Here is a 23,707-nt window from a genome sequence, read left to right on the forward strand (position 1 = left end):
AAGACCGGCAACGCGGAGATGCTCGCCGCCGGCCGCAAGTACGCCGATCGGGGGCGCCGTTGCGTTATCGGATCGGCGGACGTGTTGAACCCGTGCCGGGTCCACGGTCAGATCGCTTGGGCGAGTTCGGTGAACGCAGCGGCGACCCGCGTGGTCGGCGGGGTGTCGATGGCGAGTTTGTAGTGGCCGCGTCGGAGGTTCTGCATGAACGCGGGCGACCTGGTTGACCGGCCGCCTCGAGGAGCGGACCAGATCGACAGCCGGCGTAGCCGAGCATCTGCACGAAGGCAAGATGGCAGCGATGCCCAGGCGTGGGTCGCCGGGGCATCGCCTGCTTAGCTGGGAAGGACGCCGAGTCGACTACGGGTAGCCACGTGAGACCGGCAGACGACGACTGCGACCGCTGCGAGCAATGTGATGAGAAGATCCACTTCGCGAGGTCTGAGGAGATCATCTGCACCGTTTGATGACCGTCCCCACAGGACGAACTTGTTCTCCTGGTTCAGTGCACTGCCGTGCCCGCTCGGGCGATGGACCGGCTGATGACCGCGGACGCCCGAGGTCTGAACCTTCCCGACTCCGAGGAGCCGCTGGCGTTGACCAGGTGACTACGCGCTCGCCCGACGCCGCCGGGATCGAGCTGCTCCCAATCTGCTCCCGATGTAGGGGGCAAATGGTGAGAAGCCCGTTACCGGAGCTTCCGATGACGAGCTTCTGACCTGCATATATCGATGGTGGGCGATGCTAGGATCGAACCAGTGACCTCTTCGGTGTGAACTCTCGGCGAGCGGGTCGCATCGGGCCTGATGCGAGGTCAGCGGGCCTGATCAGGTGCCTCTCGGCTCGGTTCGGCTGGCACGGTTGCTGTACTCCGTTGCTGTACTGCTGGCGTCGACGAGTCGGCCGCCCTGACCCAGCCGGGGAAGCGGCGGTGCAGCACGCCGGCTGGCGTCCAGGGCATGTCCTCCGCGGCCTGGACGAGGTAGGAGCCGAGGTAGAGGGCGAGCGACACCGGAGCATCTGCATACTCCGCGCGAAGCTCCCGCCTCCGCGTCGGGCAAGGCCACGGCAGGCCGCAGCCTCCGCAGCTCCAGACCGGCATAACCGGGCCGTGGGCGGTCACCGCACACCCTCCAGGAACCGGGCGGTGATCATCCGGGCCTGCCGGCTGGTTGCCCATTCCACCTGCCAACACGGGTACGGAGCCAGCCGGGACCACCACGCGCGGCATCCAACGCACAGGCCATCGAGCCCCCGCACGTGCACCGACAGGATCACCTGTTCCTGGTCGTCTTTCACTGCGTCTCCTCGCCCGGCCAGTGGCCACGGTTGATAGGGATGCGGTGCCGGGCACGGCAGGGCAGATCAGCTCCACAGCGGCAAACTTGTCGCCACTTCCGCCAGGACCACACAGGCCGGTGCCTGCGAGCCAGGGTGAGGGCAACAGCGACCAGATACTCCTCGTACGAGATCCGTTGCGTCCGGGACACCGGAGCATCGTCGACATCCGCGCGCAGCTCCCGGCACCGGGTGGGGCATGGCCACGGTGCGCCACAGCCGCCGCAACTCCAAAGAGGCGGCACCGGCCAATGGGCGGTCATTCGCCGTGCTCACCGAAGCGCGCCGAGTCATGGGCGAGCGGCCCACCGTCCGCTGACGAGTGCTGCTGTCTGCCTCGCGCCTGGTCCAACAGCCGCCGCCGTGCTGCCTCCTGCTCCCCTGCCTGGATGCGCTGTCCGATGCCAGCGACAGTCGGCGGCGACGGGAGGTACCGGCTGACGATCCGCCGCAGGAGTCCGACAGTCAACGTCACGTGTCCGGCCCTCCGTGTCGAGGGCGCGGAGGGTCACCTGGTGATGCACTATTCCGCGCCCGAATGCACTGAGAACCAGCGTCACGCCGCGCGCGTCATCGATCCAGAAGGTGACTGTCCGCTAACCAGCCGTGCTGTCCGCTGGCGGTCGGCGTCCAGGGGCGTACTCGGTGCACAGATCGCGCAATGTCGCCGCCTCTGGCACCCCCGTCTGCTCAACCTTCGCCAGCAACTCCGCAGCCCGCCACCAGTTCGACGGCACCACGCGCCCGGACACCACAGCCTGCGTCCCGAGAACGACCGCCTCGTCCGGCTGCCCGGCGGCGACCAAGGCAAGACCAAGGTCGAGACGAGCCGATGCGGACCGGCGGGGCCGCGCTCCCCCATCGCCGTCCGGGTCCAGGTCGGCCAGCACCGCCCGCGCTACCTGCTCGGCACCTGGGTCACCCGCCCATGCCAAAGTCGTGGCCGTGTACGCGGCGGCCTTGGCCGGGTCGTAGCGATAGTGGTGCTCGGCTCGCTCAGGAACGGGCAGATTCGCCGTCAGCCGCTCTACCCGGTCCAGCGCTCGCCGGGTCGCACCGACGTCCCCCATCCGCGCCCATGCACGAGCCTCCTGAGCAGTCGCCTGAATGCAGGCAGAGCTGCCCTTTGGGGCGACCCGCTGAGCTTGGTGGGAGAGATCGAGTGCCGTCCGATAGTCACCTTGAGTCAACACGTCCCAGGCCCGGGTTTCCAGACACCAGGCCTGGATCTCGGCGTGCTCAGCGTGTTCGGCAAGATCACGAGCGGCCCGCAAATGAGCAGCCGCCGCCTGCCGCTGCCGCAGGTCGATGTGAACGGTGGCCCGCAGCACCGCCAACCAGCCGCCAGCAACCAACAACCGTCGTCGTTGAGCAAGCGTGACCCGTCCATCCAGCAACCGCCCGACATTGGCGAGGTGCCGCCGCACCAAGGGCAGAAGGTCAGCCGGGGCCATCGTTGGATAGGCACTGGCAAGGTCATCAACACCTTGCTCGATCCGGTCGACCACGTCCCCACTGACATCGCTGGCGGCAACTCTCGCCCGCAGATCCCCGGCCTCGGCTGCATGGTCAATCGGCGCATCGACCAAGCGAGCAAGCTCGCCTCCTGCGTCGAGAATCCGGTCCAAGTGGCGCGCCGTGTCGACTGTTGGAGCCTTGAGCCCTGTCTCCAGCTCGTGCAGATGGCTCTTACTCCGGTGGGCGAGCTGCCCGAGAGACCGAAGCGACAGAACACGCTGCTCCCGAAGCTCACGCAGAGCTGATCCGAAGCGCGGATCGACGGATGAGGCCATAGCGCCGCTCCAAGCTAAAGGGTCCAGGCGAACTCACCCGCCCGCGACCCAGCGAGCCACCGCTTCGACGGTACCCCGACACCTCGCGCATCGATGACCCCTCGCTTGTAAGTTCTGGGCGCACCGTCCGCGCCGGCCCGCGCGTGTCTCTGGCCTCGGGCGGCGATCCGCCACTGTCCGGCTGAGCCCCTTCTCGTCTGACCCGGTTGCTGTCGCCGTCTGTCGACAGCAACAAGGCATCCGCTTCTGCGACCGGTAGCCTCCGAGCGTGCGATACCTCAGCCGGTCGTTCCTCCTTGGCACGCTCCAGCGCAGGAAGGAGGTCGAACAGTTTCTCGGACCCATCACGCTGAAGGGCATCGAAGGCATCCGCTGGGTCTCGATCTGGCCATGGCACGACGGCTACAACCTGTCAGTCCATGACGTGCAGGACCTGGACGACGAGAACTCCCGGGACCTGTCAGTGTTCCCGCCGCTTGATCCAGAAGGCGAGAACGACCCCGGGCCTGGCCGCGTCATCGGGCACGTTCAGGACCCGGCCGAAGCGCTGGAACTGGCAGAGCGTACGACCGGGGCGTCGCCGCATCGTTGGGTCAACCACGGCGTTGCCGGGGAGGACTACGCGGACTTCGTCCGAGCTAGGAACTCCTGACTCAGACGTTGAAGCGGAACTTAGAGCCTGGTAAATAAGGGTTTTAGGTGCCTTGGTGGCGGGCGAGGCGGCGGGTCATGACGATGATCATGGCCCATTGGACCATCGCGGCGTGGTGGTCGGGTAGCCGTTCGTAGTCGCGGACGGTGCGTCGGCACCGGTTGATCCAGGAGAACGTGCGCTCGACCGCCCATCTGCGGTGCAGGACGACGAAGGTGGTCTGCCCGGCGAGCTTCGCGACGATCTGCACGGTCAGGGTGAGGTGGGCGGTGGCCCAGCCGACGAGCCGGCCCGCGTAGCCGCTGTCGGCCCAGGTCAGGCTGATGGTGGGGAAGCAGGCGCGTAGCGCCCGCAGCAGGGGTCGGGCGGCGTCGCGGTCCTGCACCTGCGCGCCGGTGACCAGGACCGCCAGCAGCAGTCCGCAGGTGTCCACGGCGATGTGGCGTTTGCGGCCGTTGACCTTCTTCCCCGCGTCATAGCCACGCCCGCCCCGGCCGACGGTCTCCGCGCCCCGTACCGACTGGGAGTCGACCAGCGCAGCCGTCGGCTGCCGGTTGCGACCCTCGACCTGTTCGCGGACCTGTTTGTCAATCCCCTGGAATCGTGGAGGGCTCCGTTATGCGGCCTGGGCCTCCAGGGCGCGGGTCTCTGATCGTTCGTAGTCGATGGGTGAGCGCCAGTCGCAGACGGAGTGCCGGCGGCGCTGGTTGTAGAAGTCGGTGATCCAGGTGGCGATCTTCAGGCGGGCTTCGGTGCGGGTGCGGAAGTGGCGGCGGTGGACGTACTCGACCTTGATGGTGGAGAAGGTGGCCTCGGCGACGGCGTTGTCGAAGCAGGACCCGACCCGGCCCATCGACTGGCGTACCTTCCATCGGGCGCAGGCCCGGGCAAAGTCGGCCGAGGTGTACTCGCTGCCCCTGTCGCTGTGAAAGATCACCCCTTCCACGCGGCCGCCGCGGGTGACGGCGGCCATGTTCAGCGCTGCGACGACCAGCCCGGCGTCGTGGTGGGCGCCCATCGCGTAGCCGAGGATCCGGCGCGAGTACAGGTCGATGACAGTGGCCAGATAGAGCTTGCCCTCGTCGGTGCGGATCTCGGTCATGTCGCCGCACCAGGCGACATCCGGCGCCGGCGCGGTGAACACCCGCTTGACCAGGTCCGGTGCGGCCGGACGTTTGCCCTGGCGGGTCAGGCTGCGCCGGCGGCGCTTGATACGGGCGGCCAGGCCGAACTCGGCCATGAGCTGCGCGATCGTGTTGTCGGAGACCTGCCAGCCCTGCTCGCGCAGCTCGATCCCGATGCGCGGGCTGCCGTAGGTGCCGCCCGAGTCGTCGAAGACCTTCGTGACCGCGGCTGCCAGCCGGGCACGCCGATCATCGCGGGGCGTTGGCGGCCGGTCGCGCCATTTGTAGAACCACGACTCGGACACTCCGAGGGCCCGGCAGGCGATCGCGTGCGGCACGTCATGCTCGGTCCTCTGGGAAGCGATGAACCCGGCCACGCTCACCGGCCCGTCGCTTCCTTGACCCACAGGACCACGGATCGCTTGAGGACATCACGCTCCATCGCCAGCTCCGCGTTCTCCCGCCGCAGCCGGGCCAGCTCCGCCCGCTCGTCCTCCGACAACTGCCCGGCAGCGGCCTCACCGCGAGTCTCGCGGTCCTTCTTCACCCAGTTGGCAAGGGTGCCGTCGTTGATCCCCAGGTCACGCGCGACCTGCGCGATCGACTTCCCGGTCTCCCGCACGATGCGCACCGCGCCCGCCCGGAACTCCGGATCGAACTGGCGTCTCGTCTCAGCCATGAACCTCTATCCCTCAAGCTCTGGCCTCCACGCTACGAGGGGAATGGCAGTTCCCGCAGGCTGTTGTGCATGCGGTTGAGCGTTCCGTCGCGGGTCCAGGTCGTGAAGTAGTGGTAGACGAGCTTGTGGTGCGGGAAGTCGGCAGGCAGCGCGTCCCACTGGCAGCCGGTCCGGTCGAGGTAACGGATCGCGTCCACGATGTCCCGGCGGGGGTAGGTGATCGGCCGGCCGCGTCCGCTCCCGGCCGGCACGTGCGGAGCCAGGACCTGCCATTCGGCATCCGAGGTGTCGGACGGATAGTGCCGTGGCCGGGCGGTGGGCAGGTGATCGTCAACGGTGGCCGGGGTGGCGGATGCGGCGACGCCGGCGACAAGGTATACAGACAGGGTTGGGCCTTCGGTCGTGCTGGTTTAGTCGCCTTTGCTCGTATCCGAAGGCCCTTCCCCATGTCACGCCGCCACGCCGGGGCCGTCACGATTGTCGATCTTCGCCAGGACCGGCGACCGCCCGAACCCCTTATTTACCAGGCTCTTAGACGGGCGGTCGCGTGACCTGCTGTGACATGGCCGGCGCGCTGGTCACGCCCCGCCTTCGACTTGAGCCACCCCCGCTTTCATGGAGCTTCTCGATCATGGTCTGATGGCCATGGGGAGGAAGTCGTCCGTGGCAGCACCGAAGAAGTACCCCGACGAGCTACGCCAGCGCGCTGTGCGCTTGTATCGCGAGTCGGACCCGAAGCCCGTGATCCGGCGCCTGGCCGAGCAGCTCGGCGTGCATCACGAGGCGTTGCGGAACTGGATCAGGCAGGCCGAGGCCGACGCGGGCGAGCGTCACGACCGGCCCACCAGCGAGATGGCCGAGGAGAACCGCCGGCTGCGCAAAGAAGTCGCCGAGCTGCGGCGGGCGAACGAGATCCTGAAAGCGGCGAGCGCGTATTTCGCGGCGGAGCTCGACCCGACCCGGCGGCGGTCATGACGTTCATTTATGAACACCGTGACCAGTTCGCGGTCGCGCTCCTGCTACGGGTCCTCAACGTCGGCGCCTCGACCTACTACGCGTGGGTCAAGCAGGTCGAACAGCCCTGCGACCGTGACGTAGTCGACCTGGGGTTGCTGTCCAACATTCACGAGATCTGGGCCGCGTCGGGGCACACCTACGGACCGGGTGCACCGGCAGCTACGCCGCGACGGCATCCGCGTGGGCCGCAAGCGGGTGGAGCGGCTGATGGCGCAGCAGGGCTGGCAGGGTGCGTTCCTGCGCCGAGGCTGGCGCGGCGGCTCCACGAAGCAGGACCCGCGGGCGACGCCGGCGCCGGATCTGGTCAACCGTCAGTTCACCGCAACCGGGCCGAACCGGCTCTGGGTCGCCGACGCCACCCGCATCCCATGCGGCGAAGGCGTGTTCTGGCTGGCAGCGGTCCGCGACGCCTTCTCCCGCCGGATCGTCGGATGGAAGACCTCCGACCGCTGCGACACCGACCTCATCCTCGCCGCACTCGAATACGGCATCTGGTCCCGCGACGTCCGCGACGGCCAGTTGATCCACCACAGCGACAGGGGGTCCAACTACACGTCCTTCCGCTTCGCTGAACGCTTGCAGGACAACGGAATCCTGCCCTCGATGGGCTCCGTCGGCGACTCGTACGACAACGCGCTCATGGAGAACTTCTGGTCGACGCTGAAGATCGAACTCGTCTACCGCACGAGCTGGCGCACCCGCGACGAGGCCGAGAACGCGATATTCGCCTACATCGACGGCTGGTACAACACCCGCCGCATCCAAAAGGAACTGGGCTACCTCAGCCCCGACGAGCACGAAACCGCCTGGCACGCCCGCCAGAAGGAACCAGCCGAACCAACTATCACTACCCCTGCACCAGCCGGCAGCAGGTAACCACCGCTCCATCAAAGCGGGGGGGAACTCAATCTTCGCCAGGCTCAGCAACCGCCTGAACCCCTTATTTACCAGGCTCTAAATACCTGCGCCGTTCGAGGCCTGGATGGCCGCCGCGATGGTGTCGTCGACCTCATCTGGGCGGTTTGTCGCCCGTCCTCTCGGCGGCTATCCGTCGCCTGCGGCCAGCCGTGACCCGCCACCACAGAAACATCAGCGCGCCGGTGAGCACCTGGGGAACGAAGGTCCCGGCCCGCCACACGAGGGTCACGGCGAGAGCCTGGCCCCAGGTGGCACCGAACGCGGTAAGCAAACCGGTCAGGGCCGCGTCGACGGTGCCTAGACCGCCGACGGTGACCGGAATGAACGTCACGATCACCGCGAACGAGAAGGCCGCCAATGACTCCTGCCAGCTCACCCCGAAGTTGTCGTGGGCGCCTTTCTCTAGGCCCGCCAATGCGAGGAACAAGATCGACCACGAGGTGAGCTGCGGCAACAGGGTCGCCGCGACCACCCGCGCCCACCGCGTCTTCATGACCTCGACTACGCCCGAGCGGAAGTCGACCACCTTGCCGGTGAGATTGGCCGTCCGGCGGTGACGCAAGGGCCGCGCCGTCGCGTTGAGGAGCCGCTCTGCCAGGTGCCCGACCCTGCGGGCCCCGTCCTCACTACGCAGAATCACCACAAACGCGGAAACGGCGATGCCGACGCCTAGAACCCCGACGATCGCGATCAGCACGTAGTGCCATCTCACCTCTCCGCTGACCAGCAGCGACAGGACACCCACGACAGGCATGACGAGCGTGGCGAGAACGCTGAAGCCGCTTGACATCGCGGCCGCGCTCGCCGCCGCCCCCCTATCGCACCGGTAGGACTCGAGCATGTCGTACTCGACACCGAGACTGATGGCGCCGCCGGCCGGCACGACATTGCTCAAGGCGAACGAGGTCTGGTCCACCACGAAGGCTGGTCCATATCGCAGCCCAGGCAGCACGGCCTGCAATTGCCACGCGCCCGCGGCGAGGTTGACCACTGCCGCGCCGAGGAGGGCGACGAGGTAGGCGATCGGCATCCGCTGGATCGACGCCCAGGCCTGCGAGTAGTCGGCGAATCGAGGAAAAGCACCGACGAACACGATCACGAGAACGGCGACCGTCACGGCGGACACGACCACTCTTCGGGTGAGGTGCCTTCGGCGCCGCGCGTGGACGCCTCCGCCCGGTGTCGTCCCGCCGGCGCCTGCCTTCGAAGGGCCCGCCCTCATCGACCCGACCACGACGGCGGCCTACCCACCAACGCCTGACTCCTCACCCCCGTTACACGGCCCTTCGCCAGTATCGCCGATGTGACGGCAGTTTTACCGATCCACGGGACTGCAGGAGCCGGCGCACCTTCGCCAGTCCTACGTCGCGCTGGTCCAGCGGTCCACTGACGTCCGGCGCGATCCGGCCGAGTCCGCCACCTTGGCTACTTGCGTGGCTACTCGGCTGGCACCCACCGGTTCTACGACCATCGCCAAGCGCTCTCGCTCCAAGGCAACGGACGATGCCAGCTTGGGCGGGAGCGTGCCGACGACGATTAACCGGTCCGCACCCACGTCACGGGGGCCATCGCGAGCGCGCTCGGACGAATGGGGGCGTTGTCGAGGCCTGACTGGTTGGCCTCCGATTAGGCTGCGAACTGTGAGCGGACAGTTGAGAGCCCCACGATCGGCAGCTCCGGCCCGACGCTAATCGGATCGGGTGGCAGTGTCGCGACGTCGGCCGGCATCTTGAACGGGAGGTAGTGGTGGGCGACCGGTACGACACCTACGCCGAGCTGGCCGCCGTCGACGAGGAGGGCGTTGACTACGCCCGGACGGTGCTAAACGTGCCGACGACGTCGTGGGCAGCCATCGCAATCCACGGCGGCGGCATTGAAGAGGGCAGCGGAGAGTTGGCGCTGGCCGCAGGCGACGGACTCATGGACACCTACGTGTTCGCCGGCATCAAATCCCACCACAACTCCGATCTGCACATCACCTCCATCGATTTCGACGAGCCGCAATGCCTAGCCGTGGTAGGAGGAGCGGACAGAACCATTTCCTTCCACGGCTACACCGGCCCGACTGGCGAAGCCGAAACCGCCCTTGGCGGAGTGGACAGCGACCTTGAACGAAAAATCTCGACCGCGCTGACCAACAGCGGGTTCAGGCTCACGTCCGGTTCGATGGAGATAGCCGGAACCGACCCCCGCAACATCTGCAACAAAAACCGGCGAGGCGTCGGGGTGCAGCTAGAGCTATCTCATGCCCTGCTCAAGTCGTTCTTCCCGAAGGGGGATTTATCCCGAGCGATGAGAGAGTCGGGGCAACGGACGCAGCGCTTCTACGACTACGTCGAGGCCATTAGATCGGTGGTTGGAACACCCTAGCCCGACGTGCGGCAACACCCCTCGACCCGCCATCCCGATGCTCACTGATCCACCCTGGTCCATGCCGGCTGGTGTCACGCTGGCGGTGCAAGGCCCGGTTGTCGCCGAGTCACTGCTGCTGATGCTTGCCCTTCGAGAAATGCTTGAGACCTGTGGATCGGTCGGGAAGGGGCGTACCTTCCCGATGATCGGATAGGTCTCGAGCAAGGCCGACGTTGGCGCGTCGGTCGGGATGGCACGCCCGGTGTTGACTGTAGTCGCCGAGGACGGGGCGAGGCGTGAGGGCGTCTCGCTGTTGGATGACATCGTTCGGGAGGGCGCGCGGCGGATGCTGGCCGCCGCGTTGGAGGCGGAGGTTGACGCCGCCGAGCTGGCCGACGAACGCGACGATCGGGGCCGGCGCCTGGTGGTGCGTAACGGTCACGCGCAGCCTCGGCAGGTGATGACCGCCGCCGGCGCGGTGGAGGTGACCGCGCCGCGGGTAAATGACAAGCGGGTCGACGGGGAGACCGGGCAGCGCAAGCGGTTCCAGTCGGTGATCTTGCCGCCGTGGTGCCGTAAGTCGCCGAAGGTTGCTGAGGTGTTGCCGCTGTTGTATCTGCACGGGCTGTCGACCGGCGACTTCGTACCCGCGTTGGAGTCGTTCCTGGGCTCGGCCGCCGGTCTGTCGTCGGCGACGATCACGAGGCTGAGCAAGCAGTGGGTCGACGACTACCACGCCTTTTGCGCTCGGGACCTGTCGCAGGTCGACTACGTGTACGTGTGGGCCGACGGGGTGCACATCAACGTGCGTCTGGACGAGGACAAGCTGTGCCTGTTGGTCATCGTCGGGGTCCGCGCCGATGGGACCAAGGAGCTGGTTGCCCTCGCTGACGGCTATCGGGAGTCGACCGGGTCGTGGGCGGACCTGCTGCGTGACTGCGCCCGCCGGGGTATGCGCGCCCCGATGCTGGCCGTCGGTGACGGTGCGCTGGGGTTCTGGGCAGGGCTGAGGGAGGTCTTCCCCGACACCCGGCACCAGCGTGACTGGGTGCACAAGGTCGCCAACGTGTTGGCGGCGATGCCCAAGTCCGCCCATCCGGGTGCGAAGGCAGCTCTGGCAGAGGTCTACAACGCCGAAGACAAGCGGCACGCCCGCACCGCAGCGAAGCGGTTCGCTGACGTCTACGGCGCCAAGTTCCCCAAAGCCGTGAAGAAGGTCGTTGACGACTTGGACGAACTGCTGGCGTTCTACGACTTTCCCGCCGATCACTGGATCCACCTGCGCACCTCAAACCCGATCGAGTCGACCTTCGCCACGCTGCGCCACCGCACCCGCGTCACGAAGGGACCCGGCAGCCGCGCCGCCGGGCTGGCCATGGCGTTCAAGCTCATCGAGTCCGCGCAGCAGCGGTGGCGGGCGGTCAACGCACCGCACTTGGTCGCTCTGGTCCGCGCCGGCGCCCGCTTCCAAGACGGTGTGTTGGTGGAACGTGGCGAGGTACAGGCCGCGTGATGCCCACCGACGCACCACAACTGCAGATCGTCGAAGTTGAACTCGCCGAGGCGCACACGCTGGTCGTGGTTGCTCGCTGCCTTGCGGGGATCGTGCGTCCTGGCACACGCTTGCGGCGCATCCGCGACGCCGCACAACCCGTCGATCTCACCGTTACCGAGCTTTGGCGCTACCCCGGCCTACAGGTCGAAGCGATCGATGGGGACTGCCCCGGGTTCGGTTGACTCGCGGGGTTGAGTGGTTCAGGCCGCGTGTGCGGGCCTGTTGATTGTCTCAAACTCGATCGGGGTAAGCCGGCCCAGGCGTCTTTGCCGTCGGCGCCGGTGGTAGGTGCGTTCGATCCAGGTCACGATCGCCAGGCGCCACACCGTGCTGGCTGCGACCCGGCAACCCAGCCTGAGGAGTTCACCCTGCACCCGGCGGTGACCCCAGGTCGGGTTCTCCCAGGCCAGGCGCAACACCATGGCACGGATCTCCCCCCGTATCGGAGGACGCCCGGGTCGTCGTTGCGGGTAGGTCCGCCTCCGGGCGACCAGCTCACGGTGCCACCGGAGCAAGGTGGCCGGGGTGACGAAGAACGTCGACCAGCGGGTACGAGGCAGCAGCCGAGACAGGGCTGACAGCACGGCTCGGTCGGTCGACTCCAGGTCCGAACGTGCGACCTGGCGGCGCAACACCGCGACCTGATGACGCAACACCAGGAGTTCGATGTCCTTCGACCGCTCGCCGCGTAAGCACTGCACCACCAGCCGCAGGACTGACACAGGATCAGGTAGCCGAAGGACAGGAACATGCCCGCCACGATGCCCGGGGACGGTTGATCCGCCCCGCACAAAACCGCACTTCAGGGGCCAGAATCAGGTTTCCGAGCGGTGCAAGGTCATCGAGGTGCTCGTCTCGGCCCGCCGTGATGCCGCCGCGGCCCGGCGGTTCTTCCAGCGGCACTGCGGATGCTGAAGGTGACGCCCAGCGAAGTCGTCACCGACGCCGCCCCGGTCTACCCAGCGGTGCTCGACGACCTGATCCCCTCGGCCTGGCACCACGTCGAGCGGCACGCGAACAATCCGATCGAGGCCGATCACAGCCAGCTCAAGCATCGGTTACGACCCTGCCCTTGCCGAAAACCTCATCCGCCCTGGTGGGAGCTGGTGTGCGGGGTCAGGGACGTGGCCATGGCTGCGGGGACCTCGCGCGGTAATCCGGGACCGTGACGGGAAGTTCCCTGCCCTGTTCGACGCCGTCCTGAAGGACGCGGGCATCGAGGTCGTGCTCAGCGGCGTCCGGAAGCTCGATCATGGAGCGGTGGGTACAGACCTGCCGGCGTGAACTCCTGGACCGCACCCTGATCTGGAACCAGCGGCATCTTCTCCACGCCCTGCGCGAGTTCGAACGGTTCTACAACAGGCACCGCCCACACCAGGGCATCGCGAACGCACGACCGTTGTACCCTTTGCCCGCACCGGTCGCCGACCCGGACAAGATCGCCCGCCTCGCCATACGAAGACGCGATCGTCTCGGCGGTGTTCTCCACGAGTACGAGCATGCCGCATGACCTGCGCGGACGAGGTTTTCGGCAAATACAAGGTCGAGGTCGAGCTCGGCCGGCCGGGTTACGCGGGTAGTGACCAGCCGGGCGTGGCCAGTAGGGCGCCGTCGTCGCCGACGAGCAGGGCCTCGTACCCGGGTAGCGTGGCGAGCCATGTCACCGCCTGAGGTCCCTGCGCAGCCGCTGCGGTGGCATACACGTCCGCCCAGGTCAGGGACGGGCCGATGACGGTGACCGAGCGCACGCCCCGGGCGGGGGCGCCGGTGTGCGGATCTACGATGTGGGCCCCGCGGTGTGCACTGCCCGAGGTCGCGATGGCCCGGTCAACGACCTCGATGGTGGTGAGGAGCTTGTCGGGCTGTGCCGGATCCTCCACGCCTACGCGCCAGGATCCGCGTACCGTCATGTCCCCACCGGCATTCATGTAGAACTCGTACCCCTCCAGGTGCTCCGCGGCGCGCTCGACGGCCCAGCCCTTAACGAGGCCGGACGGGTCGAAGTGGGTGCCACCGCCGGGTTCGGGAAGGTAGGCGTTGAAGTAGCCGCTGGTACGCTGCCGCGCCTGCTCGCACAGGTCGAGCACCGCGTCGACCAACGGATCATGTACCGGCTCTCCCCGGTTCAGCGCGCTCAGCCGGCTGTCCGGGCGGTACAGGCTGAAGACGGCGTCCATCGCGCGCAGTTCGGCGAAGGCCCCGGCGACGGCGTCCGCCGCCGCCGGAGAGTCGGCACCGGGACCACGCACATGCACGCTGACGGGCAGACCCATGATCTGCTCGACGAACGCCCGCCTGGTCACGGCCGGGCCTTGAACTGGGCGGCGTCCAGCGCGGCCTGGAGCGACTCCGTGTAGCCCTCGCTCGTCACCGTCGCGCCGGACACCGCGTCGATGTCCGCGCTCTGCGCGGCGAGCGCCTCGGCGCGCAGCTTCGGCACCGCGTTCTTGTTGATCTCACTGTCGCGGTTGTTCGAGTTCGGCACCTTCAGCGGCGTGATCTCGGTGATCTTGCCGCCGCTGATCTCGGCCTGCACCTGGACGCGCCCCCGCTTCGTCTGCACGACTGGGCCGTCGGCGACGGTGGAACCGGACCGTGCCCCGGTGCCCCGTGACGTCCCGGGCTCCGCCGGCGCACCAGTCACCACGCCCGGCGTGCTTGCGCCGCCAACAGCCTCGGCCGAAGGCGAGCTGTCGGGTCCGGTCGACGTCTTGTAGGTGAAGAGAAGTACCACCACGGCGATCGTGGCGAGGAACCACATCGTAATCTTACGCATGTCGTCCTCCTCGGGTCAGCTTGTGAGCGCCATGAGGATGGGGGAGTTACCAGGTAAAGCGCTCAAGATGAATGTGCTCCGCCGGCACGCCTACCTGCCGCGCCGCCCGTACGACCGTTTGCATCCACTCATCCGGACCGCAGACGAACACGTCGTGCTGCGCAATGTCTGGGACAAGCTCACGCAAGGCTTTCGCGTCGTCGTCGAACCCGGCCGGCAACCACGAGTTCTCCCGCCCGCGCGGCCCCAACAGGTACTCCACCCGCACGCCGCGGTCGGCCGCGAGGCGCTCCAGTTCTTGGCGAAACACCAGGTCTTCTGCCGAGCGCGCCCGGTACAGCAGTGTGGCTTCGCCCGGCGCGTAGGGTAACTCTTCCAACAACGTCCGCAGCGGGGTAATTCCGATCCCGGACGCGATCATGGTGACCCGCGCAGCCGTGCGCCGGGCGGCGGTCAGCCGGCCGTACGGCCCCTCAATCAGCACACGAGTCCCCGACCGTAACTCTGATACCTTCTCGCTGCCCTCGCCGCGGGATCGCACCGTGATCCGCAGCATGTCCTCACGCGGTACGGCGGACATTGAGTACGGATGGCCGCGACTCCAACCCGGGCCGCTGAGGAAGCGCCACTGGAAGAACTGCCCGGCGCGCGCGGGCAACTGGTCCAGGTGGCGTCCGCGCATGTAGATCGAGTGAACGCCTGGGGCCTCTGGGACGACTGCGGCGACCGTGAGTCGGTGCCGCAGCGTCCGCCAGGCCGGTAGGCCGAGCCGGAAGGCGACAACCGCGCCGGCGCACGCGGCGTACGCGGTCCACCAGTACAGCGTCGCGGCCCGGGAGCTGGTGAAGTCGGCCCCGGTCCAGAGCTGATGCGGCAGCGCCAGGCCGACGCCGAGGTAGGCGTACAGGTGCAGCAGGTGCCACGCCTCGTAGCGCAGCCGCCGCCGCGCGGCCCGCAGGGAGGTGAGCACGACCATCGCCAGGGCGGCTGCCCCGGCGACCGCCAGCAGCATTCCCGGGTACGTGGTGACGAGGCTCCACGCCTCATTTGTCACGGAAACCCCACCCGTCGCGGCGTATCCGACCGTGATCAGCACGATGTGCGCGAGCAGCAGATCGAAGGACACGAACCCGACGACGCGGTGCCAACGGGCGAGATTGTCCTGTCCGTAGGTGCGCTCGATCCACGGCACGCGCGCCATCAGCAGCACCTGGATGAGCAGCAGGTCGGCCGCGACAAGCCCGGTCAACCGGCCGAGCGACGTCAGGCCCTCCGCCCAGCCACGAAGATCCTGCACACCGCCGCCCCGCACCCAGAGCGCGACGACGATCAGCACGCTGACCGCGCCGGCCGAGGCGATCACATCGGCCCACCACGACCACGCGGCGGTTCGTACGGGCCTGGCTGCCGCGCCAGCCCCCTGCGCCGCCCCAGTCACAATCCCCCCTCCCGCGCCAGCCCCGCCCGTTCGCCCATTAACCGTCGGATTTCCCCATTGCCATCTCTGGGATCCGCCGACGAGCGTGTAGTGCGATCGGAGAATCGGTCAGAAAACGTCGCCCCGGACAAAGATGATTGAGCGCGATCGCGTCTATTCACCGGCGAGTTTGGGTAGCGGCACAATGGCTGCGTCTCGATGATGCCACCTCGTGGATACGGCCCTCCTCACATCCTTGAAGACGAGGAGTCGGCCTCGCGGGACATCGCGGAAATTGGAAACGGCGGGACCTTCCGGCCTCTCTAGTGTTCTGAGTCCGTATTTTCCTGTTAAATCTGGTATGGGTGATGGTCGTGGAAGTTGGCGCCGCTGGAGTTGACCGGGGCCGAGCGTGAGGCGTTGGTGATGCTGCCTTCAGTCGTCTCGCCAGTTTGGGTGGTTTCGTTGGTGGCGCGTTTGGTGAGGTTGTCGATCATGGCGATGCGGATCATGCTGGCGGAGTTGTCGGGTAGGGCTTCGTAGTCACGGGCCAGGCGCCGGTGCAGCATGATCCAGCCGAGGTGCGTTCGATGACCCATCGGCGTTTGACTACCGAGAACCTTTGATGTGCTGGTCTTTGACGACGACCTCGACATCGATGCCGAGGGTGGCGCCGTGTTCGATCACCCTGTTCTTGAAGCCGGCGTCGACCCAGGTCTTGGGGAACTGTTGCGTTGCCAGATCGCTGGGCGCGGTGATGCTCAGGTCTCGGCTGGGATCAGATCGCCCGGGCGAACTCGGTGAACGCCGCGGCTACCCGCAGAGCGGGCGGGGCGTCGATACCGAGTTCGTAGTGGCCGCGGCGGAGGTTCTGCATGAAGGCGTGCCCGGCGATGACCACTTGGGCCGTCCGGCCGCTGCGCAGCCCGCGCATCGGCCGCAGTCGGTGTTTAAGCTGGCTGTGATCGGCCTCCTGCCGACCGCCGGGCATCCGGCGTTACGAGGGTGACTTGGCGCCGCCGGGCAGGGCGACCAGGGCATTGGCGGTGCGGAAGTACGGGTTGCGGCCGAGATCGTCGACGGTGGCCTTGCTCAGCAGCCACACCGCAGGACGGGAGAACGTCGACAGCGCGTCCAGGGGACGGGCCACCAGCAACGCCCACCCCTCCGCGCGCTGCGTCGCGATCCGTTTCGGGACCAGCTCTCCGAGCACCAGGGTGATGAAGGTCAGCACGATCGTCATCAGCACGATCGACACCGGCTCCGCCGCCGACCCGAGAAAGCCCAACGGGCCCACCAGCGGCGCCGCCAGGGACACCGCCGCCGGGGAGGCCAGGAACCCGGCCAGGGTGAAGCCGATCTGGATCGTGGCCAAGAACCGGTTCGGGTCCCGGGCCAGCTTCGCCAGCACCCGTCCACCTCGTAAGGTGCGCTCGAGCCGCTGCAGTTGACTCTCCCGCAGCTGCACCAACGCCATCTCGCTGCCCGCGAACACTGCGTTCACCAATACCAGCACCAGCGCGACCTGCACGCCATAGCCGCCCACGGCTTGTCATTGCCTCCTCGCCCGGACCGTCCGGGGCATCAACCGTAGCGGCACAGGCCCAACGCCGCGCCGGTCAGCACATGGGCGCATTCCCGCCTCCGATCGGGGAACCACCCGCCGGTGCCGGACCTCACCGCCCTGCCCTGGCCGCTGCCGTGGCGACCGGTTCAGGCCGGTCGACGCAGACAGGAGAAGTTTCACCCGCACCCTCGTAGCTGGCCGCGGGGTGACGGCGATAGTCCCCACACCGCCGCAATTTAAGGGGCAAACTGGGGCGGTGTAGATTTTATGCCTGCTGAATGGGTTGGCCCCGATCAGCCACCTCGTGAGCCCGCGGCGGCGCGATGAACCGGACGCGCCTGTACTGCGGGGGACATTTGGTCGACGAAAACTTCCCGCCGGACGAGGTGTCCACGCGGCTCGGCGCGGACGAGGACGCCGTGGCCTGGTTGGACCTGTGCCACCCGACGGCGGAAGAGCTCAACCTCGTGGCCGCGGAGTTCGGCCTGCACCAGCTCGCGGTGAAGAGCGTCGTCGAAGCGGCGCAGCGCGCCAAGCTGGACCGCTACGACACGCACCTGTTCCTGACCAGCTACATGGTGCGCCTGGATCCCGACGGCGGCGTGAGCGCGAACGAGATGGCCGCTTTCATCACCCCACGAGCGCTCATCACCGTCCGCCAGGACGACAGCTTCGACATTGATGAACTGTTGCTGCGCTGGGACGAGAACGCCGAACTCGCCGAGCACGGGGTGGCCTTCCTCCTCCACGGCCTGCTCGACCTGATCGTCGACTGTCACTTCACGGCCGTCCAGCAGCTCGACTCAACATTTGAGAAGTTGGAAGACAAGCTGTTCGAGGACAAGAACACTTCACTCGGGGAAGTCCAACGACGAGCGCTCCACCACCGCCGAGACCTCGTCCGGCTGCGGCAGGTCGCACTGCCCATGCGCGAGGTGGTGAACTCGGTGATGCGGCCGACGATGCACATCGTCGATGCACCCATGCTCCCCTACTACCAAGACGTGTACGACCACATACTCCGCGTCATCGAATGGACTGAGTCCCTGCGAGACCTCATCACCACCATGCTCGACGCCAACCTGATGGTGCAAAGCAACCAGATGAACCTAACCGTCAAAAAGGTTACGAGCTGGGCCGCCATCATCGCCGTGCCCACCGCGATCACCAGCTTCTTCGGCCAGAACCTGGCCTTCCCCTGGCGACACACCGATACCGAGTTCTACCTGACAGCTGCCCTGACGGTCGGGCTCGCCTTCGTGCTATACGTCGTCTTCCGCCGCAAGAGCTGGCTCTGACGACACCAAGACGGAGTCGGGACACCCGCTGATCGCCATTCCGCGAGCCGAACTGACGGGAAATGGCGCGTGGGATGGCGCAAGGTATAACTGCCTGCCTCATGGAGGTCGGCCTGCAGAACATGCCGCGCAGGTACCGCGGCAGTCGTGGGGCTCGAGAATCTCGCCCGCGATGGCGGGGCCAAGGATGTGGAAATCTTGGTGCTCCGCCCTCAGGTGGCGGTACTGCACCGCCTCGACCTCGAACCGGCCGACCGGGTGGTGCTGGCGGTACTGTCGCGGCTGCTGCCCCGCCACCGCTGGTCGGAGTTCTTCGTCACCCCGGCGACGTTGTTGCGGTGGCACCGCGAGTTGGTCGCCCGGCGGTGGACGTACCCGCATGCGCGGCCCGGCCGGCCACCTGTCGACGCGCAGGTGCGTAAGTTGGTGCTGCGGCTGGCCGCCGAGAATCCCTCATGGGGGCATCGGCGTATCCATGGTGAGCTGCTCGGCCTGGGCTACCGGGTGGCGGCCAGCACGGTGTGGAAGATGCACCGCGCCGGCGTCGACCCGGCGCCGCGGCGGTCCGGACCGACCTGGAAGCAGTTCCTGACCGCCCAGGCGCACACGATCCTGGCGTGCGATTTCTTCACGGCACCGTCTTCCTCCAGCGGATCTACGTGCTGTTCTTCGTAGAGATCGCGACCCGCCAGGTCCACGTCGTCGGGGCGACCGCCCATCCGACCGGCGCCTGGGTGGCGCAGCAGGCGCGCAACCTGCTCACGGACCTCGATCAGCGTGCTGCTGGGCTGCGGTTCCTGCTGCGCGACCGGCACACGAAGTTCACGGCCGTCTTCGACGCGGTGTTCACCGCCGAGGGCGTCGATGTGATCAAGACTCCGCCGCAGGCGCCCCGGGCCAATGCGTTCGCCGAGCGGTGGGTGGGCACCGTACGCCAATGCACTGACCGGATGCTCATTCTCGGCGAGCTTCATCTGGCGGCAGTCCTGAGTGAGTACGTGGCGCACTACAACGGCCACCGTCCGCATCGTTCCTTGGACCAGCAGCCACCGAACCCGCCACCACAGGTCGTAGACCTGAACGCCGCCCGGGTCCAGCGCCGCCCAATCCTCGGTGGCTTGATCAACGAGTATTCGCAGGCGGCGTAGCCAAAACTCAATTTTCGAGCCCGACAGGGTGCAGACCCGCCGGCGTGAACTCCTGGACCGCACCTTGATCTGGAACCAGCACCATCTCCTCCACGCCCTACGGGAGTTCGAAGGCTTCTACAACTTCCACCGGCCTCACCAGGGCATAGCCAACGCCCGCCCGCTACACCCCTTGCCGGAGCCGATCGTCGATCCGGACAAGATGGCCTACCTCAACATACGAAGACGCGAGCGCCTCGGCGGCATCCTCCACGAGTACGAGCATGCCGCGTGACCCGCGCGGACGACGTTTTCGGCAAGGGCACCGGCCGGCGGCGACCCGCCGCTGCAACTGGGCGAAGTTCGTCCGTCCGCGCTCCCAGACGACCAACTCCCCCGTCGAGCACCACCCCAGGCGGCACGAAGGCCCGCACCGCGCGGGTGATGTCCGGGAGATGCGGCCCGCACCGATGACACTCGACCTTGACACGTTCGACCCTGGCACCGGCCTGCCCGGCGATGTCATGACACTGCCGGCGCTGCGGGACTGGCTCCTCGCGCACCCGCGCGCCTTCACCGCGCGCGACGAGGTGTGGCGGGAGTTGATCCGCCGCGCCCGCCTCAAGGGGCCGGCGTGGGTGATCGCCGCGGTCGGCATGGCGATGCCGGCGCTGCGCCGCTACGCCAGTCACCTGTGCGCCGGCTACGGCGGCGATCCGGACGACATCGGCGCGGAGGTCCTCACCGGCTTCCTGGCCGCGCTGCGCGACCGGGTCGACCTGGCCCGCGACGCCCCCTACGCGGCGCTGTGCCGGGCGGCGTTCCGGGCCGGCTACGCCCTGCGCCAACAGCCCGGCGAGTACACGTCGGTGGACAACGTCGATCACGTCACCGGTCCCCGCACCCCACCGTGCCCTACGGGCACCCGGACCTGCTCGTCCAACGGGCGGTCGGCCTGGGCGTCCTCGACCGGGAGGACGAGCAGCCCTACATCGACATCCGGCTCGGGCGGCGCGCGATCGAACCGGTCGCCGCCCGCCTCGGCATCACCGTCGACGCGTTGCGCATGCGGTTGGGACGCATCGACACCCGCCTCGCCGACGCCCTCGCCAAAGGGCTGCTCACCGGCGTCACCAGCCAGCAGACGGCTGACGAACTCGCCCATCAAGCCGTGCACCGCACGGCCACCCGCACTGGCCTCGCCGCGGTTAGCCGCCACAACGCCGATCAGAGGCCCGTGTCCGCGACGGCGGCGCTCGCCGCCTGAGTCACACCCGCGCACCGCGTCAACCCGGTGCCCCCCACACGCGGACCCCGCGAACGTCCTCGCCGGTCTCACCACCCCGCCGTCGAGGACGCCCGGCTGTGCCGGCCCTGCACCCGCAGTGGATGCACTCAATACACACATACAAGTCGCAATTTTACTGATTGTGCGGTATTGACTGCCAACCCACCATATATCTGTGACCCTGTCCGCGTGGGCACAGGACCTGCATGTGACGCCGTCGAGTTGAGGGTGCACGGGGTATCCGGAGGCACGGCGGAGAAGATTCTCGATCACCCGATCGTGGTGCGGGTGGCCGGAGATCGTCAGGCCGGTTTCTACCGGCCGCGGCCGGGAAGCGGCGCGGCCGGCGGGTCCACTGACGGTGTCGCCGTGGAGGCGTACCGCTGGGGCGCCCTGACCGCCGGCGCGGCGGTGCGGACCGCTTCGATGCTGCTGTTGTTGCCGTTCATGCTCGGTAACCTCGCGATCTGGCTGCGCCCGACGCCGACCGACCGGTTCGGTCTTCTCGGTGCGCTGTGCCGACTGCTCGCCGGCACCCTCACCGCAGCCTTCGTGCTCTCGGTCATCGGCGTCACGCTGGACCTCGTCGGCTGGCAGTGCGTGCCGTACGCCCGGTGCCGGGACGGCCGCCCCTACCTGTCCTGGCTCGATGAGCTGCCGATGGGCCCGCGTCTGGCCCTGCTGTCGCTCATCCCGCTACTCGCGTTGTGGGTGATCTGGAGGATCGGGATACGGTCCGCGCGTGCGCTCGAGGGTTTCGGACCGCCAGCACCACGTCCGGAGACCTCCGAGCTGACCGAGAGCCTCAACACCCGGGGGTTCTGGGACGACGAGCGGACAACGGCCTGGCTGCGTCAGATCCATGTCGGGGTCGGCGCCGGCACGCTCGATGCCAGCCTGCTCGCCGGAATCTCCGACCCGCAGGCTCCCGTAGGTTGGTTGCTGATCGTCGCCGCCATCGGCCTGCTGGGGTTCTGTGCGGTGCTGCTGTGCCTTCCCGTGCCGGCGACCCGCGCCGGGGTTCGTCGCCTTCTGCGCCCCCTGCGGGCTGCCACGGTCGCGGTGACCGTCCTGGCTCTCGGCTACGCCGCCCTGCGCGCAGGCAATCCCCTCGTGGTCGGACAGCTGCCTGGGTACGAAGGCACCGCCGGCGGCCTGATCGCGGGACAGGGCGTGCTGCTCGTCCTGCTCGCGCTGGTCACCATGGTGCGCGCGCGGGTGACCGTGCCCGGGGCCCGCCCGTTCCTGCGCGGGCTCGCAACGCCGATCATGGCGGCGGCGTCGGTGACCGTCGCTTCGGCCTTCGCCGCCACCCTGGTCTTCCGGGTCGCCGATCAACTCGACCGCGGGTACATTCCCGGTCCGGCCCACCCAGATCCACCCGGCATGGCTCCCCTGGACCCACCGGTTGCCTACTGGTGGGCCGCGCTCGCCGGGCTCGCCGCACTGATGATCGTCGCCGTGGCGGCCCTCAGCACGCTCGTCATAGGCCGACGGCGACGACGCCCGCTAGCCGAACGCATCGTCGAGCAGGACTACCCGGACGTGCCGACACAGGCGAAGCCCCGGCTCAGGATCGTCCGGGAGACCATCGCCAGATCCCATGTGACCGAGGAACTAGGCCCCATGCTGGTGGCGTTCTTCCTGATCTCCTCGCTGGGCCTGGCCACCATCGCCCTCGACCTGATCGGAATCGGTCCCGTCCAGCTTGCGGCCGAGCTCGGTAAGCAGCGCCGACAATCGACGGTGCTCGCCGCCTACGTCACGGATGCGGGGGTCTGGCTGATCAGTCTGCTCGTGATCGGCCTGATGATTCTCGGCTACCGCTCCTACCGGTCAGCCGAGACCCGGCGCGTCGTGGCGGCCCTGTGGGACCTGGGCGATTTCTGGCCCCGGACGGTTCACCCGTTCGCGCCTCCCTGCTACGCCGCACGGGCGGTGCCCGAACTCGTCAAGCGCGTGTCCGCGCTCGCCCATCAGGGCACCGTGGTCATCTCCGGGCACAGTCACGGCTCGATCCTCGCCGCGGCCACGATCCTGCAACTGCCGCCCACCGTCCTACGCCGGGTCGCGCTGCTGACCCACGGCTCCCCGCTGGGCCGCATCTACGCCCACCTCTATCCGGCCTACCTTGGCGGGCGAACGCTGTGCGAACTGGGCGAGCGGCTCGACTGGCGGTGGCGGAACCTGTGGCGGGACACCGACCCGGTCGGCGGGCCCATCTTCGCCCCGCAGCGAAGCGCACACCCACCGTGCAACAGCCCGGCAGCCGCGTCGGTCGACATCCGGCTCCGCGACCCCCGCAGCGTGACCATCGACCCAACCGACACCGTGCCACCACCCGTCGAGCGGCACTGGCCTTACCACACGCAGCCGGCGTATCAGACGGCCGTCCGAGAACTTGCCGCACAGGCTTGCGAGGCCAGATCGAGCGGCTGATACGGGCGCTCGGCGTCGTCCCAGACCCCTTGTTGCCGGACGCCTGGCTCGGCGCGGGCACCATCACGGACTTCTACAACCGGCGCCGGCGGCACTCCGTCTGCGACTGGCGCTCGCCCATCGACTACGAGCGATCACCAACCCGCGCCCTGGAGGCCCAGGCCGCATAACGCAGCCCTCCACGATTCCAGGGGATTGACACTCCTCTGATGCGCGGACTCGGCGTCGGCCACCTCAATCTGCCGTACACCAAGGACGTGCTCACCAAGCGTCACTGAGGCGCCCGCGCCCCGGTGCCGATTCCCCTGCGCCACCAACGTCGCGACAAGGTCCAATGTAGCCACGGATGAAGGAAAGGCGCAGCGCC

24 protein-coding genes and 6 pseudogenes are annotated in these 23,707 nt (G+C 67.8%); 14 read left to right on the plus strand and 16 right to left on the minus strand.

The features are described 5' to 3' along the window. Window positions 1–107 precede the first annotated feature (107 nt). The 4 genes and pseudogenes from EV384_RS36275 to EV384_RS23340 all read right to left on the minus strand — a co-directional run. Window positions 108–212, minus strand: a pseudogene (locus EV384_RS36275) (IS6 family transposase); the annotation flags it as partial. 602 nt (window positions 213–814) lie between these two features. Then, window positions 815–1,123 carry a hypothetical protein gene (locus tag EV384_RS37095; protein ID WP_130336527.1) on the minus strand — a complete coding sequence of 103 codons (309 nt, stop codon included), beginning with the start codon at window positions 1,121–1,123 and terminating at the stop codon, window positions 815–817. After that, window positions 1,120–1,299 (minus strand): hypothetical protein, encoded by a 180-nt coding sequence (locus EV384_RS23325; protein ID WP_130336529.1) that lies wholly within the window; start codon window positions 1,297–1,299, stop codon window positions 1,120–1,122. Before EV384_RS23325 ends, EV384_RS37095 begins: the two co-directional genes overlap by 4 nt. Window positions 1,300–1,934: 635 nt before the next feature. After that, window positions 1,935–3,131: a helix-turn-helix domain-containing protein gene (locus EV384_RS23340; RefSeq protein ID WP_130336533.1), complete on the minus strand. Its 1,197-nt coding sequence runs from the start codon at window positions 3,129–3,131 to the stop codon at window positions 1,935–1,937. 268 nt (window positions 3,132–3,399) lie between these two features. On the opposite strand from EV384_RS23340, the gene EV384_RS23345 reads away from it, so the two are divergent. After that, on the plus strand, window positions 3,400–3,783 hold the full coding sequence (locus EV384_RS23345; RefSeq protein WP_130336535.1) for a hypothetical protein: 384 nt from the start codon (window positions 3,400–3,402) through the stop codon (window positions 3,781–3,783). Between the two features lie 43 nt (window positions 3,784–3,826). On the opposite strand, the gene EV384_RS23350 is transcribed toward EV384_RS23345, so the two are convergent. Genes EV384_RS23350 through EV384_RS35015 form a run of 4 tightly spaced genes read right to left on the minus strand, consistent with a single transcriptional unit; the run spans window position 3,827 to window position 5,972 of the window. Further along, the gene (locus tag EV384_RS23350; protein WP_130336537.1) at window positions 3,827–4,375 is read right to left on the minus strand and encodes an IS5 family transposase; all 549 of its coding nucleotides are present in this window, start codon (window positions 4,373–4,375) and stop codon (window positions 3,827–3,829) included. Between the two features lie 24 nt (window positions 4,376–4,399). Further along, complete coding sequence (locus EV384_RS23355; protein ID WP_341273639.1) at window positions 4,400–5,314, minus strand: IS3 family transposase; 915 nt, start codon at window positions 5,312–5,314, stop codon at window positions 4,400–4,402. Then, window positions 5,287–5,586, minus strand: a complete 300-nt coding sequence (locus EV384_RS23360; protein ID WP_130334535.1) for a transposase — start codon at window positions 5,584–5,586, stop codon at window positions 5,287–5,289. The genes EV384_RS23355 and EV384_RS23360 overlap by 28 nt, the downstream gene beginning before the upstream one ends. 32 nt (window positions 5,587–5,618) lie before the next feature. After that, window positions 5,619–5,972, minus strand: a complete 354-nt coding sequence (locus tag EV384_RS35015; RefSeq protein WP_130336539.1) for a transposase — start codon at window positions 5,970–5,972, stop codon at window positions 5,619–5,621. A gap of 229 nt (window positions 5,973–6,201) precedes the next feature. On the opposite strand from EV384_RS35015, the gene EV384_RS23370 reads away from it, so the two are divergent. Together EV384_RS23370 and EV384_RS23375 are read left to right on the plus strand one after the other, a co-directional pair. After that, entirely contained in the window at window positions 6,202–6,561 is a 360-nt protein-coding gene (locus tag EV384_RS23370; protein WP_130330906.1) for a transposase, read from the plus strand. Window positions 6,562–6,750: 189 nt separating this feature from the next. Then, on the plus strand, window positions 6,751–7,479 hold the full coding sequence (locus tag EV384_RS23375) for an IS3 family transposase (protein ID WP_130336541.1): 729 nt from the start codon (window positions 6,751–6,753) through the stop codon (window positions 7,477–7,479). A 133-nt stretch (window positions 7,480–7,612) separates the two neighbouring features. Here the strand turns inward: EV384_RS23375 and EV384_RS23380 are convergent, their stop codons facing one another. After that, a complete protein-coding gene (locus EV384_RS23380) occupies window positions 7,613–8,647 on the minus strand; it encodes a lysylphosphatidylglycerol synthase transmembrane domain-containing protein (protein WP_165440040.1) in 1,035 nt (344 codons plus the stop codon). A 620-nt stretch (window positions 8,648–9,267) separates the two neighbouring features. On the opposite strand from EV384_RS23380, the gene EV384_RS23385 reads away from it, so the two are divergent. From EV384_RS23385 to EV384_RS23395, 3 genes are all read left to right on the plus strand, one after another. After that, entirely contained in the window at window positions 9,268–9,891 is a 624-nt protein-coding gene (locus EV384_RS23385; protein WP_165440041.1) for a poly-gamma-glutamate hydrolase family protein, read from the plus strand. Between the two features lie 244 nt (window positions 9,892–10,135). After that, complete coding sequence (locus EV384_RS23390) at window positions 10,136–11,386, plus strand: IS256 family transposase (RefSeq protein ID WP_130336546.1); 1,251 nt, start codon at window positions 10,136–10,138, stop codon at window positions 11,384–11,386. Beyond that, on the plus strand, window positions 11,386–11,610 hold the full coding sequence (locus EV384_RS23395; RefSeq protein WP_130336548.1) for a hypothetical protein: 225 nt from the start codon (window positions 11,386–11,388) through the stop codon (window positions 11,608–11,610). Before EV384_RS23390 ends, EV384_RS23395 begins: the two co-directional genes overlap by 1 nt. 18 nt (window positions 11,611–11,628) lie before the next feature. On the opposite strand, the pseudogene EV384_RS23400 reads toward EV384_RS23395, so the two are convergent. Continuing rightward, window positions 11,629–11,748, minus strand: a pseudogene (locus EV384_RS23400) (IS3 family transposase); the annotation flags it as partial. Between the two features lie 588 nt (window positions 11,749–12,336). Between EV384_RS23400 and EV384_RS37365 the strand changes: the two are divergent. Beyond that, complete coding sequence (locus EV384_RS37365; RefSeq protein WP_130336550.1) at window positions 12,337–12,597, plus strand: DDE-type integrase/transposase/recombinase; 261 nt, start codon at window positions 12,337–12,339, stop codon at window positions 12,595–12,597. 83 nt (window positions 12,598–12,680) lie between these two features. Beyond that, complete coding sequence (locus EV384_RS36285; protein WP_242624228.1) at window positions 12,681–12,938, plus strand: integrase core domain-containing protein; 258 nt, start codon at window positions 12,681–12,683, stop codon at window positions 12,936–12,938. Window positions 12,939–12,996: 58 nt separating this feature from the next. Here EV384_RS36285 and EV384_RS23415 read toward each other — a convergent pair whose 3' ends face one another. The 6 genes and pseudogenes from EV384_RS23415 to EV384_RS23440 form a co-directional block, all read right to left on the minus strand. After that, a complete protein-coding gene (locus EV384_RS23415; protein ID WP_207232430.1) occupies window positions 12,997–13,731 on the minus strand; it encodes an FAD:protein FMN transferase in 735 nt (244 codons plus the stop codon). Beyond that, window positions 13,728–14,189 carry an FMN-binding protein gene (locus tag EV384_RS23420; protein WP_242624229.1) on the minus strand — a complete coding sequence of 154 codons (462 nt, stop codon included), beginning with the start codon at window positions 14,187–14,189 and terminating at the stop codon, window positions 13,728–13,730. Before EV384_RS23420 ends, EV384_RS23415 begins: the two co-directional genes overlap by 4 nt. Before the next feature lie 61 nt (window positions 14,190–14,250). Then, window positions 14,251–15,567 carry a ferredoxin reductase family protein gene (locus tag EV384_RS23425; protein WP_242624230.1) on the minus strand — a complete coding sequence of 439 codons (1,317 nt, stop codon included), beginning with the start codon at window positions 15,565–15,567 and terminating at the stop codon, window positions 14,251–14,253. Between the two features lie 491 nt (window positions 15,568–16,058). Further along, a pseudogene (locus EV384_RS23430) lies at window positions 16,059–16,341 on the minus strand (transposase); the annotation flags it as partial. Window positions 16,342–16,399: 58 nt separating this feature from the next. Beyond that, window positions 16,400–16,600: pseudogene (locus EV384_RS23435) on the minus strand (DDE-type integrase/transposase/recombinase); the annotation flags it as partial. 102 nt (window positions 16,601–16,702) lie between these two features. Beyond that, window positions 16,703–17,167, minus strand: a pseudogene (locus EV384_RS23440) (CNNM domain-containing protein); the annotation flags it as partial. 344 nt (window positions 17,168–17,511) lie between these two features. Here EV384_RS23440 and EV384_RS23445 point away from each other — a divergent pair. From EV384_RS23445 to EV384_RS23470, 6 genes and pseudogenes are all read left to right on the plus strand, one after another. Beyond that, window positions 17,512–18,486: a magnesium transporter CorA family protein gene (locus EV384_RS23445; protein ID WP_130336554.1), complete on the plus strand. Its 975-nt coding sequence runs from the start codon at window positions 17,512–17,514 to the stop codon at window positions 18,484–18,486. Window positions 18,487–18,633: 147 nt separating this feature from the next. Then, the gene (locus tag EV384_RS36290) at window positions 18,634–19,161 is read left to right on the plus strand and encodes a helix-turn-helix domain-containing protein (protein ID WP_242624231.1); all 528 of its coding nucleotides are present in this window, start codon (window positions 18,634–18,636) and stop codon (window positions 19,159–19,161) included. Next, on the plus strand, window positions 19,146–19,634 hold the full coding sequence (locus EV384_RS36295) for an integrase core domain-containing protein (RefSeq protein WP_242624232.1): 489 nt from the start codon (window positions 19,146–19,148) through the stop codon (window positions 19,632–19,634). Before EV384_RS36290 ends, EV384_RS36295 begins: the two co-directional genes overlap by 16 nt. A gap of 28 nt (window positions 19,635–19,662) precedes the next feature. After that, window positions 19,663–19,908 carry a transposase gene (locus EV384_RS23455; protein WP_242624233.1) on the plus strand — a complete coding sequence of 82 codons (246 nt, stop codon included), beginning with the start codon at window positions 19,663–19,665 and terminating at the stop codon, window positions 19,906–19,908. A 160-nt stretch (window positions 19,909–20,068) separates the two neighbouring features. Beyond that, window positions 20,069–20,880: pseudogene (locus EV384_RS36300) on the plus strand (hypothetical protein). Window positions 20,881–21,129: 249 nt separating this feature from the next. Beyond that, the gene (locus EV384_RS23470; protein WP_242624234.1) at window positions 21,130–23,340 is read left to right on the plus strand and encodes a hypothetical protein; all 2,211 of its coding nucleotides are present in this window, start codon (window positions 21,130–21,132) and stop codon (window positions 23,338–23,340) included. The last annotated feature ends 367 nt before the right edge of the window (window positions 23,341–23,707 follow it).

Source organism: Micromonospora kangleipakensis (genome assembly GCF_004217615.1).
Lineage (GTDB): Bacteria > Actinomycetota > Actinomycetes > Mycobacteriales > Micromonosporaceae > Micromonospora > Micromonospora kangleipakensis.